We start from the raw sequence: 14,587 nt of genomic DNA, 5'->3' as shown, positions 1-14,587 counted from the left end.
CCACCCACGGCCACAGGCTTGAACAAACGGCGCAATCGGTGGCGGGAATTAAGGGTGAATTAAGTTGCGCTGGTTAACCTGTGTCCATCCAAACCCATCACCCCCAAGGAATCATCCATGAGCAAATTCTCCGCACTACTGGCCGCCACCGCCCTGACCCTGACCGCTGGCCTGGCCCAGGCCGATGTCCGTCCAGACCTGATCCCGGGCCTGCTCAAGTCGGGCGCCATCATGGACCTGGAGAAACTCAACCAGCTGGCCCTGGCCCAGCACCCCGGCACCAGCGCCGCCAACATCACCGACACCGAGCTGGAACAGACTGCCAGCGGCGCCTACGTCTACCAGGTGGAATTGCGCGACGGCAAAGGCATCGAGTGGGATGTGGACCTGGATGCCAAGACCGGCCAGGTCCTGGCCAACAAACAAGACCGGTAACCGGCAGATAGCACAAGGCCGCGCCTCTATAAGGGGCGCGGCCTTGTGTTTTGCGGGTCCCGGGATCAGGCGCTCAGGCGCGCCGTGACTTCGTTCAGTTGTCCCGACAGGCCATGCAGGTTGCGGCTCGCCGCCTCGGTACGCTGGACGTTGTCCAGGTTGGTGCTGGCGATGGAGGTGATCTCGGTCAGGTTGCGCGAGATGTCCTCGGCCACCGAGGTCTGCTCCTCGGCAGCGGTGGCGATCTGCCGGTTCATGTCGCGAATCGCTTCCACCGCCTGGGTGATGCGCTCGAGCATGGCCCCGGCCTCGGTCACCTGTTGCACGCTCTGCTCGCTGCGCTCCTGACCGCTCTCGATGGCCTGGGCCGCATCCACGGCACCGGTCTGCACGGTCTGGATGATCTGGTTGATCTCGGTGATCGAAGCCGCGGTGCGCTGCGCCAGGCTGCGCACCTCGTCGGCGACCACGGCAAAACCACGCCCGGCCTCGCCGGCCCGGGCCGCCTCGATAGCGGCGTTGAGGGCCAGCAGGTTGGTCTGCTCGGCGATGCCCTGGATCACCTCCAGCACCTTGCCGATCCGCCCGCTGTCGGCTTCCAGGCGACGGATCACGGTCGCGGTATTGGCGATTTCGCCACGCATCTGGGTGATGCTATCGATGGTGCTCTGCATCACCTGCTCGCCCTGCTGCGCCGACTGGTCGGCATCGTCGGCGGCACGGGCAGCGTCGGCGGCATGGCGCGCCACCTCCTGGGCCGTGGCGGACATCTCGTTCATCGCCGTGGCCACCTGGTCGGTACGGCTGAACTGCTCGTTGGTGCCCTGGGACATCAAGGTGGCGATGGAGTTGAGCTCGCCGCTCGAGGTGTCCAGGTCCGAGGCACTGCGCTGCAGGCTGGTGAAGGTCTGGGCGAGGAAGTCGCGCAGGGTGTTGGCCGCGGCCGCCAGCTTGCCCAGTTCGTCCTGGCGCGTGTTGTCCACCCGCTGGGAGAACTGGCCACGGCTGAGCTGGGCCACGTAGTCGATCAACTGGCGAATCGGCTCCACCAGGCTGCGGTTGACCAGCCACAGGCTGAGCAGGCCGATCAACAGGCCGGAGACGAGCATCACCAGGATGCCCAGCCACACCGTACGATCGGCGGCCGAGCTGATCTGCAACGACTGCTGCTGGCCTTGCTTGCGCAGTTCAGTCACCAGCTCGCTCATCTGGTCGCTGGCAGCACGGTCGAAGCCCTTGACCGCAGCATCGCCGGCACTCGGATCGGCGCCACCGGCCACATAGGCATCACGGGCCTTCTGGTAGGCCTGGCCCAGGGCCAGATGCTCCTGGGCCAAGCGCTGGACCCGGCTCTTGAGCGACGCGTCCAGGTCTGGGGTCTGTGCCAACTGTCCCAAAATGCTCTGCACGTCGCGCTGACGATCTTCGAACTGCTGCCAGTACTTGTTCATTTCCTGGGGCTGCTTGCCTCGCAGCAGCACGTTCTTCCACTCCTGCACCTGGATCTTGAACTGCAGGTTGGCCTCGTCGATCAGCTGCGAACTGTGCAACGGGCCTTCGATCAGCTCGCGGTAGCTCTGCACGCCATTGGACAGCAATTGAAAACACGCCAGGGCGATCAACAGCATCGCCAGCAGGCTGCCACTCAGCAGGGCAAGAATTTGCGCCCTCAGGGATTTTTGCAAAAACATCGAGGAGATCTCATGGCAGGGAAGGAACAGGCCCGAAAAGGCATGCGTAAGTCCGAACTTCCCTGTCGGGCACATTCGAGACAGCTCGAATGCACGTGGCATGTGAGCGTGATCGGCATCGACGACACATTCTTGAGGGCCGCCGACCACCGGTATAACGCGGCGAATCATGGACTTTCAATTGTCACAAAACCGTCAAAAAGCATTGCCATGATGTGGCTCAAGTGAACCTGTGAAACCCGCGCCAGGCACCGTCCCTCCTGCGAGCCCCCATGAACCACAGCATCGACCAGAGTCACCGCGATTCCGATCTGTTTGGCCTGCTCTACGGTTACCGCTTCCGCCCCGGCGAACGTGGTCGCGAACTGGATTCGGCCAAGGCCCTGCAAGCCCTGCAATCTGCCGAACACCAGGATGAATTTCTCTGGCTGCACCTGAACCTGGCCCATGCCGCCTGCGAGCGCTGGATGCAGGCCCACCTGCAACTGCCCGAGGAGTTCTTCGAAGCGTTGCATGAGGGCTCGCGCTCGACTCGCATCGAGCACGTGGACTCGGCCCTGCTGGCGGTGGTCAACGACGTGGTGTTCAACTTCAGCAGCATGGTGTCCTCGGACATCTCCACCCTGTGGGTCTGCGTGCGCAGCAACCTGATCATCAGTGCTCGCCTGCAACCCCTGCACTCGGTGGACAAGTTGCGGTCCTCGGTCAAGGCTGGCGAACAGTTCCGCTCGCCCCTTGAGCTGCTGGTGCACCTGCTACGGGACCAGGGGGAAATCCTGACCCAGATCGTGCGCAAGACCAGCCTCAGCGTCGACCAGATCGAAGACCAGTTGCTGGCGGCCCGGGCCTCGGCCAACCGTGCCGAACTGGGAGCCATGCGCCGGGTGCTGGTGCGCCTGCAACGGCTGCTGGCCCTGGAACCCGGATCGTTGCTGCGCCTGCTCAACCGACCGCCACAATGGCTGCAAAAGGACGACGTCAAGGAACTGCGCAAGTCCACCGAAGAGTTCGCCCTGATCATCAACGACCTCACGGCCCTGGGGGAGCGGATCAAGCTGTTGCAAGAGGAAATTGCCGCCAACCTCAACGAACAGAGCAACCGCACCCTGTTCACCCTGACCGTGGTCACGGTACTGGCCCTGCCGATCAACATCATCGCCGGCTTCTTCGGCATGAACGTCGGCGGCATTCCGTTCTCCGGCGATCCGGAAGGCTTCTGGATCCTGGTGGCGCTGGTGGTCACCTTCACCGTGATCGCCGGGCGCTGGGCCTTTCGCAAACGCCAGGACTACTGACCCTGCGGCCGCTGCGCGCCCGTACGCAGCCTCGCTGGCGCTCGACAGCGGCTACAGCACCAGCGTATCCGCAACCCCGCCTCGTGTAGCCGCTGCCGCAGTCTGCGCACGGCTCGGCACGAGCCGCCGGGGCAAACGGATCAACGGGCCAGTCAATTGCACAAACCATGACCTGGGGCAGTCTGCCTGTAACATTCGGCAACGATCATGGAAGCCATTCCTTCCAGCCACAGGATTGTCCAGCAATGGCCACCCCTTCCCTGACCGTCGCCTCCCCCAGCGTCGACGCCAAACCGCAACTGGATAAGAAACCCGGCCCCTTCACCCTCGTGGTGTTCTTCGCGATATTGGCCATGGGCTTGCTGTTCACCGCCTACAGCCTGATCCACGACATGCATGAACTGGGCACCACGGTCACCACCTGGACCCCGTTCCTGCTGCTTGGCGTCGCGCTGCTGATCGCCCTGGGCTTCGAATTCGTCAACGGCTTCCACGACACCGCCAACGCGGTGGCCACGGTGATCTACACCCATTCGCTGCCACCACAGTTCGCGGTGGTCTGGTCCGGCCTGTTCAACTTCCTCGGGGTGCTGCTGTCCAGCGGCGCAGTGGCCTTCGGCATCATCGCCCTGCTGCCGGTGGAGCTGATCCTGCAGGTGGGGTCTTCCGCCGGCTTCGCCATGATCTTCGCCCTGCTGATCGCCGCCATCCTGTGGAACCTCGGCACCTGGTGGCTGGGCCTGCCGGCCTCTTCCTCCCATACCCTGATCGGCTCGATCATCGGCGTCGGCGTGGCCAACGCCCTGATGCACGGCCGCGACGGCACCAGCGGTGTGGATTGGGGCCAGGCCACCAAGGTCGGCTACGCCCTGCTGTTCTCGCCACTGATCGGCTTCGTGTTCGCCGCCCTGCTATTGCTGGCCCTGCGCCTGTTCGTCAAGAACCGCGCGCTGTACAAGGCGCCCAAGGGCGACACCCCGCCACCGTGGTGGATTCGCGCTCTGCTGATCCTGACCTGCACCGGGGTGTCGTTCGCCCACGGCTCCAACGACGGCCAGAAAGGCATGGGCCTGATCATGCTGATCCTGGTGGGCACCCTGCCCATGGCCTACGCCCTGAATCGCACCATGCCCGCCGACCAGGCCCTGCAGTTCGCCGCCGTGGCCGAAGTCACCCAGCAAGCCCTGGTCAAGAGTGCTCCACAGGCCGCGCCAACCGATCCTCGCGCGGTACTCTCGGAATACATGCGCAGCAAGCAAGCCACGCCCGAACTGGTGCCGGCCCTGGCCGCCCTGGCCGGTGCCATCGGCAATGAAGTGAAGGGTTATGGCTCGCTGTCCAAGGTTCCGGCCGAAGCCATGGGCAACGTGCGCAACGACATGTACCTGACCAGTGAAACCATCCGCCTGATGGACAAGAACCAGATCGGCCATTTCGACCAGGACACCCGCGACAAGCTGCAACTGTTCAAGCAGCAGATCGACAATGCCACGCGCTTCATCCCGTTGTGGGTGAAGATCGCGGTGGCCATCGCGCTCGGCCTGGGCACCATGGTCGGCTGGAAACGCATCGTGGTGACCGTCGGCGAGAAGATCGGCAAGACCCACCTGACCTACGCCCAGGGCGCCTCGGCGGAGACCGTGGCGATGCTGACCATCGGCGCGGCGGACATGTTCGGCCTGCCAGTGTCCACCACCCACGTGCTGTCCTCGGGGGTGGCCGGGACCATGGTGGCCAACGGCGGCGGCTTGCAGATGCGCACCATCCGCAACCTGGCCATGGCTTGGGTGCTGACCCTGCCGGCAGCGATCCTGCTCTCCGGCAGCCTGTACTGGCTGTTCACCCAACTGTTCTAGCCGGCAGTCCCCCGCGGCTCGTTCCGAGCCGTACGCAGCCTGCGGCAGCGGCTACACGGAGCAACCCTGTCGACTCCTGTAGCTGCTGTCGAGCACCAGCGAGGCTGCGCACGGGGGCGCAGCACCCGCAGAACCCGAGGGCTCGTACCTAACCAGCGGCTACCCGATGCGTGAGCCGCCACGGACGGGGGATCAGGACGCAAACAGCTTGCTCAGGCAGGCCAGTTTCTTCTTGTAGGAACGCCGGGCCTCCAGCGCCTCTTCCAGGGTCACCGGAATAAAGCGCGCCTTCTGGTTGGGCTGCATCTGCCCCACCAGGTCCAGGTCGGCGCTGATCACCGTGCCGATCATCGCGTAGCCGCCACCGGACACCGCATCCCGATGCAGGACGATGGGCTCCAGCCCCGCCGGCACCTGGATCGAACCGATGGGATAACAACTGTCGACGATGTTCGACGGATCGGAACCGGCACCGAACGGCTGCTCCCGAGGCTGGAAGCCCAGGGCACTGCCACCCTTGAAGCGATAGCCGATGCGATCCGCCTCCGAGCCCACGGTCCAGGGTTCGGCGAAGAAACTCGCCTTGGCCCCCTCGCTCAGGCGTTCGTAATAGAGCCCCGGCACCACCCGCAGACTGATCTCGCCCCCCAGGGACTGGCGCAGCGCCATGGGCAGGCTGGCCCCCGGGCGGCCCTTGCCACTGTCGATCCCCACCGGCAGCTCATCGCCGGCCGCCAAGCGCCGCCCCTGGAAACCGCCCAGGGCGCCCAGGGCATAGGTGGAACGGCTGCCCAGCACCAGCGGCACATCGATGCCACCGGCCACCGCCAGGTAGGCCCGGGCCCCGGCCTTGGGGAAGTCGAAACGCAGCACTTGTCCGGCCTTGACCGCGAACGCGGTATCCAGGTGCCTGTCCACGCCGTCGAGCTTGGGCGTCATGTGTGCACCACAGACCGCCACCAGGGCATCGGCAGTGAACTCAAGTTCCGGCCCGAGCAAGGTGCACTCCAGGCCCGCGGCGCCAGCCGGGTTGCCCACCAGTTGGTTGGCGGCGCTCAGGGCGTACTGGTCCAGGGCCCCGGACGGCGGGATGCCCAGGTGATAGAAGCCCTCGCGGCCCAGGTCCTGTACCGACGTGGCCAGGCCCGGTTTGATGACCTTGATCATGCCAACACCTCCTGCAGCGACTTGGGATAACCGACCGGGTCGGCGAGAAAGGCATCCAGGGAAAACTCCACCTCACGGATGCGCAGGTCGAAGCGCCCGGCCTCCACCTCGGCCACCGCGTGGTCATAGGCCTCGCGGTCGATAGGCTTGAACTGCACGATGTCCCCGGGGCGGAAGAACACCATGTGCTGCTTGAGGTAGGCCAGTTGCTGCTGCGGGTCGTAGATCGGTGCCGGGGTCACGCCGAACATCTGGTAGCCACCAGCGCCGCGCACCGAGTAGATGCAGCCGAAGCAGCCGCCATGGCCCAGGGTCAGCTTCGGCGTGTCGGTGCGCGGCCGCAGGTACTTGGGCACCTGCAACTGGCGCTCGCGCTCGACCATCTGGAACATGAACGGCAGGCCGGCGACGAAACCCACCATGGAGACGAACCAGGGGGCGCCACTGTGGGCGGCGATAAAGGCGTCGACATCCGCCAGGCCATTGATCCGAGCCGCGTACTCCAGGTCGGTGGCGTCCGGGTCCTGGTGCCGGTCGCGAAAACGCATCAGGGTTTCATGGGTCCAGGGGTCGTTGTACAGCACCGGGATCTCGATGATCCGCGTGTGCAGACTGCGCTCGGCCACGGCGCCGGCCTCGGCCTCGCGCACGGCCTCCAGCAGGGCCTGGGGCGCGATGCGATCCGGATCGAAGCGGATCTGGAACGAGGCATTGGCCAGGCATACGTCCAGTACCCCATCCAGGGCCAGGCGCTCCACCGCGCGGGTGACCGCCATGCCCTTGAAGAAAGCCTCAAGGGACATGCTGTCGCTGACTTCGGCAAACAGGTGCTCGTCGGCACCAAAGCTGTAGCGGATCGGTTGGTTCATGCGACACCTCCGGCACGGCGCCCGGCCAGCCAGGTTTCCAGGGTTGCGGTATGGAAGTCCGCGCCCGCCAGCCAAGGCTCGGCCAGCAGCTCGCGATGCAGGGTCAAGGTACTGGCCATGCCAGTCAAGGTCGTTTGCTCCACGGCCGCCCGCGCCCGAGCCAGAGCCTGCTCGCGGTCGGCGCCATGGACGATCAGCTTGGCCAGCAGCGAGTCGTAGTAAGGCGGCACGGCGTACCCCGGATACAGGTGACTATCGACCCGCAGCCCCGGCCCTTGCGGCCAGGACAACTCCTGGACCTTGCCCGGGCAGGGGAAGAAGTCCCGCGCCGGGTCCTCGGCGTTCAGGCGCATCTGCAGGGCCGCGCCATTGAGGTGGATATCCTCCTGGCGCAGATCCAGCGGTTCGCCACCGGCAATGCGCAACATGGCCTGGACCAGGTCGACACCGGTGATCAGCTCGCTGATGGGATGCTCCACCTGGATGCGGGTGTTCATCTCGATGAAGAAGAACTCGCCGGTGCTGTCGTCATACAGGTACTCCAGGGTGCCGGCGCCCTGGTAACCCAGGGCCTCGGTGAGGCGCACCGCACTGCTGCACAACTGCTCGCGCTGGGCGGCATCGAGTACCGGCGACGGCGCCTCCTCGAAGATCTTCTGCCGCCGCCGTTGCAGCGAACATTCACGTTCGAACAGGTGCACCGCACGCTTGCCATCGCCCAGCACCTGGACCTCGATATGCCGGGCCCGGCCAATGAACCGCTCCAGGTACAAGGCGCCGTTGCCGAACGCCGCCTGGGCCTCGCGCTGTGCCCGGGGAAACTCCTCGGCCAGTTGCGCCGCATCCTCGGCCAGGCGAATACCCCGCCCGCCGCCACCGGCCGATGCCTTGATCAGCAATGGAAACCCCACCGCCTGCGCCGCTTGCAACGCAGCTGGCAGGTCGAACAGTTCGCCGGGCGAACCGGGCACCACCGGCACCCCGGCGGCCTGGGCGGTACGCCGGGCCTCGGCCTTGTCACCCATGCGGCGGATGGTCCGCGCATCGGGGCCGACGAAAATCGCCCCAGCCTGGACCACCGCCTCGGCGAACTCGGCATTTTCCGAAAGAAAGCCATAGCCCGGGTGCACGGCACTGGCGCCGCTGGCCTCCAGGGCTGCCAGCAGGGCCTGGATATTCAGGTAGCTCTTGTCGGCCCGGGCCGGGCCGATGATCTGCACTTCGTCGGCCAGGCGCGCGGCCATGGAGTCGGCGTCCGCCTCGCTGCAGGCAGCGACGGTGGGAATGCCCAGGGCCTTGGCCGCGCGAATGATGCGCACGGCGATCTCGCCACGGTTGGCGACCAGCAGCTTGCGAATGGATTCGGTCATGGGACGGCCCTCACTCGACCAGGGTCGCGACGACCTGGCCCGGTTCCACCGGGTCACCGTCCTCGACCAGGAAGGCGCCGACCTGGCCGGCGCTGCCGGCAGTGAGCTCGGAAAACTGCTTCATGACTTCGATCAGGCCGATCACGGTATCGGCGCTGACGCTGTCGCCGACCTCGACGAAAGGTGCCGAGTCGGGCGTGGCCTTGCGGTAGAAAGTGCCCGGCAAGGGGGTGATGACGTTGTATTCGGCCATGTCTGTTTCTCTTGGAATAGTTGTCGAAAGGCAGGCAAAAAAAGCAAAACCGCTTGGAGTCGCGTCGATGCGCGAGGCTTGGCGGGCAACGCCTCAGCGCGGTGCTCGCACCTGGATACCGGCCAGGTCCAGCGCTGCGCGGGTGGCTTCCACCAGGTCCAGGGCACCTGGGGTGTCGCTGTGCAGGCAGATGGAATCGAACTCGATGGCCAGGTCCTCGCCTTCCACGGTGCGGACCAGCCCTTGCTGGCAGGCGCGCAGGACCTTGGCGGCCACCTCATGGGGATCCAGGACCCGCACCCGGCGGGTAAAGACGATGGAGCCGCTGAGGTCGTAATCGCGATCGGCGTAGAACTCGCGGATCACCGGTTGCCCCAGCTCCTGGGCGATCCGGCAGATCACCGAGCCGGGCATGCAATACAGCAGCAGTTCGGGTTCGAGTTTCTGCAGGTTTTCCACCAGCAGCCGCGCCGCCTCCTCGTCCCGGGCCAGGTGCATGTACAGCGCGCCATGGGGCTTTATGTGCTGCAACTTAAGGCCCTGGACTCGGGCCAGCTCACGCAGGGCGCCCAGTTGGTAGAGCATGTCGTCCACCAGCTCCTGGGCCGGGGCGTTGATGTGGCGCCGGCCGAACCCCACCAGGTCGCGAAAGCCTGGGTGGGCCCCGATGGCCACGCCCCGCAGCCGGGCCTGCTCGATGGTGCGGCGCATGGTGCCGGGGTCGCCGGCATGAAAGCCGGTGGCGATATTGGCCGAGCTGATGAAGCCCATCAGCTCGTTGTCGACGCCATCGCCGATGGTCCACGGGCCGAAGCTTTCGCCCATGTCCGAATTGAAATCCACTGCCTGCATCACTGTTGCTCCAACGTTCGTGACTTCGTGCGATGGACGTTAGAGCGGCCTTGACCCCTTGGGAAGATCTATTATCAGATAGAGCTTGTTCTGAAAATCAGATACATGGACGGATAGAAATGTCGTTGACCCTGCGCCAGGTACGTTACTTCGTGGCCACTGCCGAGATCGGCCAGATCTCCCAGGCGGCGATCCACCTGAACATTTCCCAATCGGCGGTGACCACCGCGATCAAGGAACTGGAAGCGATGCTCGCCGTGCAACTGTTCGTGCGGTCGGCCCAGGGCATGAGCCTGACCGATGCCGGCCGGCACTTCCTCAACCGCGCCTACGTGATCCTGCGCAGCGTCGACGATGCGCTGAACAGCCCGCTGCCCGACTACCGCGCCAGCGGCACCCTGCACCTGGCCGCCAGCTACACGGTGATCGGCTACTTCCTGCCGCACCATCTGCAGCGCCTGGGGCACTGGCACCCGGACGTCACCATCGAACTGCATGAGCAGGAACGCCAGGCCATCGAACAGGGACTGCTGGCCGGGCGCTTCGACATGGCGGTGGTGCTCACCGCCAACCTGACCCACCCGGACATCGTCTCCGAGACGCTGTTCAACTCCGAGCGCCGGCTGTGGCTACCGGCCCATCACCAGCTGTGCGAGCGGGCCAGCGTCAGCCTGGCGGACGTGGCCGAGGAGCCGTTCATCCTGCTCACCGTCGACGAAGCGGAACAAAGCGCCATGCGTTATTGGGAACAGGCCGGCCAACAGCCCAGGGTGCGGGTGCGCACCAGCTCGGTGGAGGCGGTACGCAGCATGGTGGCCAACGGCAGCGGCGTGGCGATCCTCTCGGACCTGGTGCATCGGCCCTGGTCGCTGGAAGGCAAGCGCATCGAGACCCTGAGCCTGAGCGACCCGGTCACGCCCATGAGCGTCGGCCTGGCCTGGCGTCGCGACCGCGCCTTCACCCCGGCGATGCAAGCACTGCGGGACTACTTTCGCGATGCGTTCCTCGCCCCCCAGCAACTCTCCGCCCGGCGCTGAAGCGACCAGGCGACCTTCAGCGATTACGGGCGCAGCCTGCGGCAGCGGCTACACGAAGCCTGGGCGATGCGCCTAAGGAGATACCTGCCTGTAGCCGCTGCCGAGCTTGCGAGGCGGCTCAGCGATCATCGCCACTGCACGACGGCAGCGGCGACATGAAGCGGCTTGGGTCGCTGTATCGGATCAGGGGCAGGACCAGCGCTGGGCGGCGCCGGCGATCTGCCCGGCCAACTGGGCGATGGCCTGCTGGTGGGCCTGCACCAGGCTACCGAGCTCGACGCCCGCCGGCTGGCGGATCTGGCTGCTGCAGGTCAGGCTCCGGGCCGGGGTGCCTTCACTGCGCTGGCGCAGGCTCCAGACTACATCGATCAAGGCATAGCGCCCGGGCAGGGATTCGAAGCGCCGCACATCGGTCTGCAACGACAGCACCGGGCGCCCAGGCTGCTTCGGCAGGCCCTCGAGGTTGCGGGTCCCCAGCTTCGCCTCCATCTGGCTGGCCAGCGCATCGTGGAACTCATCCACCAATGGCGCGCTCCAGCGCTGGGTCTCGAGGATCGCCAGGGTGCCGCTGTCCTGGCGCACCACCAACTGTGGCTGGTCCACCTGGACCGGGATGCGCACCGTGGACATCTCGAACTGCAATCCCGAGTTCCTGGCCGTGGCGCCTTCGGTCACCGGCGGCATCAGGGTGTAGTAATGGGTGGGCGCGGAGCTGCACGCGGCAAGTCCCAGGGTCAGGCTCAACAACAGGGCACGGGTTTTCATGGCTGGGCTTCCGGTACGGATTCGCGAACGGAGGAGGATGGCGACTGGTAGGCATCCGGTTGATTGTCCTTGAGGCGTCCGCGAATCAGCGCCTCAGGATGGCGACCGAGGAAGTCGGTGAGCACCCGCACCGAACGGGCCGTGCGCTGCACCTCCTCCATGGCCTGGCCAAGTCTCTGGCGCTGTGGCGAGTCCTCGGAGAAGCTCTCGTTGGCGCTGGCCAGGGTCTTCTTCGATTGCTCCAGGGTTTCGCGCATCTGCGGCAGGACCTGGCCGTTGACCTGCTTGAGGGTCTTGTTCATTTCCGCCAGGCTGGAATCCAGGTTGGCGGCGATGGAATCGATCGGCAGCTTGCTGATCTTGTCCATGGTCGCTTGCAGTTGTTCCTGCAGCTTGTCCAGGCTGCCAGGTACGGTAGGAATCTCCAGTGGCCGGGCGCTGGGGTTGTAGGCCACGGGCTTGGCGTTGGGCACGAAGTCCAGGGAGATGAACAACTGCCCGGTCAGCAGGTTGCCGCTGCGCGCCTGGGCCCGCAGGCCATTTCTGACGAAGGCGCCGATCAGTTGCGCGGAGCGGGCGTCGTCTTCGCCGCCGGTCTGCTTCAGCAGTTTTTCATGGGCCTTGCCCAGGCGCTCGGGGTAGATCACCGCCCCCACCAGGGTCGGGAAGTACTTGCGCTCCTGGTCGTAGTCCAGGTCCATGGACACCACCTTGCCGATGTTCACCCCGAGGAACTCCACCGGAGCGTTGATGGCCAGGCCACGCAGCGCCTGGTCGAAACGCATGCGGATGTAGTACGGGGCACCGTCTGGCGGCGCCAGGGCGGTGTCCTGGTCCCCGAACAGGTTGTATTCGGCGTTCTCTTCAGCCGGCTTGGCGTTGGGGCTGTACTTGGGTTCGACGAAGGCGATGCCACCGGCGAGGATCGACGACACCGACTCGGTGTTGACCTTCAGCCCGTTGGCGCCGAGGGTCACGTCCACCCCGCTGGCATTCCAGAAGCGGCTATCGGTAGTCACGTACTTGTCGTTGGGCGAGTTGACGAAGATCTTCACGTCCACGCCCTTGCCGCTGTTGGCCAACTGGTAGGACACCACCTGGCCAACCTGGATGCGCCGGTAGTAGACCGGCGAGCCGATATCCAGGGAACCCAGGTCATCGGTATGCAGGGTGAAGCGCTTGCCCTTCTGGCCATAGGTGATGGGCGGCGGAGTCTCCAGGCCCTTGAAGCTGTCCTTGCGCTTGTCCGAGCGGCCGGCGTCGGCGCCGATGAAGGCCCCGGACAGCAGGGTGTCGATACCGGAAACGCCACTGGCGCCGATGCGCGGACGCACCACCCAGAACATCGAGTCCTCGGCGGTGAAGGGCTCGGCGGACTGGTCCAGCTCGACCTTGGCCACCACCTTGCGCCGGTCATCGCTCAAGGCGATGGAGGTCACCTTGCCGATCACCACGTTCTTGTACTTGACCTGGGTCTTGTTGGCCTCCAGGCCCTCGGCGGTCTGGAAGCTGATGCTGATCTCCGGCCCGGCCGACATCGACTTGTGGACCACCATCGACAGCCCCACCAGGGCCGCGACAATGGGCACCAGCCACACCAGCGAGACATTGAAGCGTCGCGTGCGCAGCGCCGGGGCGCCAGGGGCTGAGGGGGAACTTGCTGCGTTGGAACCTGGATGATCAGACATCTTCAACCTCTACATCCCAGATGAGCCGGGGATCGAAACTCATGGCGGCGAACATCGTCAGCACCACCACCAAACCGAAAAACAGAATGCCCATGCGCGGGTCGATGGAGCTCAAGGCACGAAACTGCACCAGGGCCGCCACCAGGGCCACCACCAGCACATCGAGCATCGACCAGTAGCCAATCACCTCGACGAAGCGATACAACCTGGCCCGCTCGCGCTGGGCCCAGCGCGAGCGGCGCTGGCAGGTCACCAGGAGAATGCCGAGGACGAAGAACTTGATGCCCGGCACCACCACGCTGGCGATGAAGATCAGCAGCGCGATGTCCCAGGAACCGGCTTTCCAGAACTCCACCACGCCACTCATGATGGTGTTCTCGCTGGCATTGCCAAAGATATTGGTGTGCATCACCGGCAACAGGTTGGCCGGGATGTAGAAGATCAGGCTGGCCAGGAGCAAGGCCCAGGTGCGCGACAGGCTGTTGGTCTTGCGCGCATGCACCGCCGAATCGCAACGCGGGCAATAGTGCTCGGATGCCTGGCAGACCTGGCCGCAGGTATGGCACAGCTTGAGTTGATGGTCCCGGGCATAGGGCGGCGTGCTCATCAGTAGCGACCCTCCAGGTCATCCCAGAGGTAGCGGATGTCCTTGCCGGAAATCAGGATGATCAGCACCGTCAGCATCGCCAATGCCCATAGCCCCAGCCCGGGATGCACATCGAGCATGCCCGCCAGCTTGACGATGGCCACCAGGATTCCCAGCAGGCAGACCTCGAGCATGCTCCAGGGCCGCAGGTGCTCCAGGGCGCGCATGCAGGCCTTGAACCCCGGTGCGGCGCGGCCGAAATTGGCAAAACCCAGCACCCAGCACAACAGGACGATCTGCAGGCCCGGGGCGAGGATGATGGTCAGGCCGGTGACCGCGGCGATCAGGCTGATCCGGCCCTGGGCCAGGGCCTCCACCGATTGCCAGAGCGTCGCTTCGTTGCTCAGGCCCTCGAGGCTGATCTTGATCACCGGGAAGAAATTGGCGAAGACGAACAGCAACCCGGCGGTGATCGACAAGGCGAACAACTGCTGCACGTTCAGGTGCCGGGCGCGGGCCAGCAGCGCACCGCAGCGCGAACACTGCGCCGCCTGACCTTTACCGAGCGGCACGGACTCATACAGGGAGTCGCAGTGTTCGCAGATGATCCAGTTGCGAGAATTAGTCATGTTCTTCAGAAAGCCGGAAGGTTGGCGAGCACAGAGGAAGGCTCTCGCCGCCGGGTATTTTCAGCAAAAGTAGAGGGCAGTGTCTAGTTTTATC

Annotated in this window: 14 protein-coding genes; 4 read left to right on the top strand and 10 right to left on the bottom strand. The window is 65.1% G+C overall.

The annotated features are described in order from the left end of the window. Window positions 1–117 precede the first annotated feature (117 nt). Window positions 118–435, top strand: coding sequence for a PepSY domain-containing protein (locus tag C4K39_RS16400; protein ID WP_124346994.1), 318 nt, complete (start codon window positions 118–120; stop codon window positions 433–435). A 65-nt stretch (window positions 436–500) separates the two neighbouring features. Here the strand turns inward: C4K39_RS16400 and C4K39_RS16395 are convergent, their stop codons facing one another. Further along, window positions 501–2,126 (bottom strand): methyl-accepting chemotaxis protein, encoded by a 1,626-nt coding sequence (locus tag C4K39_RS16395; RefSeq protein ID WP_124346993.1) that lies wholly within the window; start codon window positions 2,124–2,126, stop codon window positions 501–503. Window positions 2,127–2,398: 272 nt separating this feature from the next. On the opposite strand from C4K39_RS16395, the gene C4K39_RS16390 reads away from it, so the two are divergent. Together C4K39_RS16390 and C4K39_RS16385 are read left to right on the top strand one after the other, a co-directional pair. Beyond that, complete coding sequence (locus tag C4K39_RS16390) at window positions 2,399–3,421, top strand: transporter (RefSeq protein ID WP_068579494.1); 1,023 nt, start codon at window positions 2,399–2,401, stop codon at window positions 3,419–3,421. A gap of 245 nt (window positions 3,422–3,666) precedes the next feature. Continuing rightward, a complete protein-coding gene (locus C4K39_RS16385) occupies window positions 3,667–5,277 on the top strand; it encodes an inorganic phosphate transporter (protein ID WP_124346992.1) in 1,611 nt (536 codons plus the stop codon). Between the two features lie 192 nt (window positions 5,278–5,469). On the opposite strand, the gene C4K39_RS16380 is transcribed toward C4K39_RS16385, so the two are convergent. The 5 genes from C4K39_RS16380 to C4K39_RS16360 all read right to left on the bottom strand — a co-directional run bounded on the left by C4K39_RS16380 (window position 5,470) and on the right by C4K39_RS16360 (window position 9,788). After that, a complete protein-coding gene (locus tag C4K39_RS16380; RefSeq protein WP_124346991.1) occupies window positions 5,470–6,444 on the bottom strand; it encodes a 5-oxoprolinase subunit C family protein in 975 nt (324 codons plus the stop codon). Continuing rightward, window positions 6,441–7,313 carry a 5-oxoprolinase subunit B family protein gene (locus C4K39_RS16375; protein ID WP_053137130.1) on the bottom strand — a complete coding sequence of 291 codons (873 nt, stop codon included), beginning with the start codon at window positions 7,311–7,313 and terminating at the stop codon, window positions 6,441–6,443. The genes C4K39_RS16380 and C4K39_RS16375 overlap by 4 nt, the downstream gene beginning before the upstream one ends. After that, window positions 7,310–8,683, bottom strand: a complete 1,374-nt coding sequence (locus C4K39_RS16370) for an acetyl-CoA carboxylase biotin carboxylase subunit (protein ID WP_124346990.1) — start codon at window positions 8,681–8,683, stop codon at window positions 7,310–7,312. The genes C4K39_RS16375 and C4K39_RS16370 overlap by 4 nt, the downstream gene beginning before the upstream one ends. Before the next feature lie 10 nt (window positions 8,684–8,693). Then, a complete protein-coding gene (locus C4K39_RS16365) occupies window positions 8,694–8,936 on the bottom strand; it encodes an acetyl-CoA carboxylase (RefSeq protein ID WP_022640376.1) in 243 nt (80 codons plus the stop codon). 93 nt (window positions 8,937–9,029) lie between these two features. Next, a complete protein-coding gene (locus tag C4K39_RS16360; RefSeq protein WP_022640377.1) occupies window positions 9,030–9,788 on the bottom strand; it encodes a 5-oxoprolinase subunit PxpA in 759 nt (252 codons plus the stop codon). Window positions 9,789–9,907: 119 nt separating this feature from the next. On the opposite strand from C4K39_RS16360, the gene C4K39_RS16355 reads away from it, so the two are divergent. Further along, complete coding sequence (locus C4K39_RS16355) at window positions 9,908–10,825, top strand: LysR family transcriptional regulator (protein WP_068579511.1); 918 nt, start codon at window positions 9,908–9,910, stop codon at window positions 10,823–10,825. 183 nt (window positions 10,826–11,008) lie between these two features. Here the strand turns inward: C4K39_RS16355 and C4K39_RS16350 are convergent, their stop codons facing one another. Genes C4K39_RS16350 through C4K39_RS16335 form a run of 4 tightly spaced genes read right to left on the bottom strand, consistent with a single transcriptional unit; the run spans window position 11,009 to window position 14,493 of the window. Beyond that, window positions 11,009–11,590: a PqiC family protein gene (locus tag C4K39_RS16350; protein ID WP_022640379.1), complete on the bottom strand. Its 582-nt coding sequence runs from the start codon at window positions 11,588–11,590 to the stop codon at window positions 11,009–11,011. Then, on the bottom strand, window positions 11,587–13,278 hold the full coding sequence (locus C4K39_RS16345; protein ID WP_053137139.1) for a PqiB family protein: 1,692 nt from the start codon (window positions 13,276–13,278) through the stop codon (window positions 11,587–11,589). Before C4K39_RS16345 ends, C4K39_RS16350 begins: the two co-directional genes overlap by 4 nt. Beyond that, window positions 13,271–13,885, bottom strand: coding sequence for a paraquat-inducible protein A (locus C4K39_RS16340; RefSeq protein ID WP_068605563.1), 615 nt, complete (start codon window positions 13,883–13,885; stop codon window positions 13,271–13,273). The genes C4K39_RS16345 and C4K39_RS16340 overlap by 8 nt, the downstream gene beginning before the upstream one ends. Then, window positions 13,885–14,493, bottom strand: a complete 609-nt coding sequence (locus C4K39_RS16335) for a paraquat-inducible protein A (protein ID WP_031320352.1) — start codon at window positions 14,491–14,493, stop codon at window positions 13,885–13,887. The genes C4K39_RS16340 and C4K39_RS16335 overlap by 1 nt, the downstream gene beginning before the upstream one ends. Window positions 14,494–14,587 lie beyond the last annotated feature (94 nt).

Source organism: Pseudomonas sessilinigenes (assembly GCF_003850565.1).
In the GTDB taxonomy this organism is placed as follows: Bacteria; Pseudomonadota; Gammaproteobacteria; order Pseudomonadales; family Pseudomonadaceae; genus Aquipseudomonas; species Aquipseudomonas sessilinigenes.
Note: the sequence above shows the minus strand (reverse complement) of the source record. Positions and strands in the feature narration are given on the sequence as shown.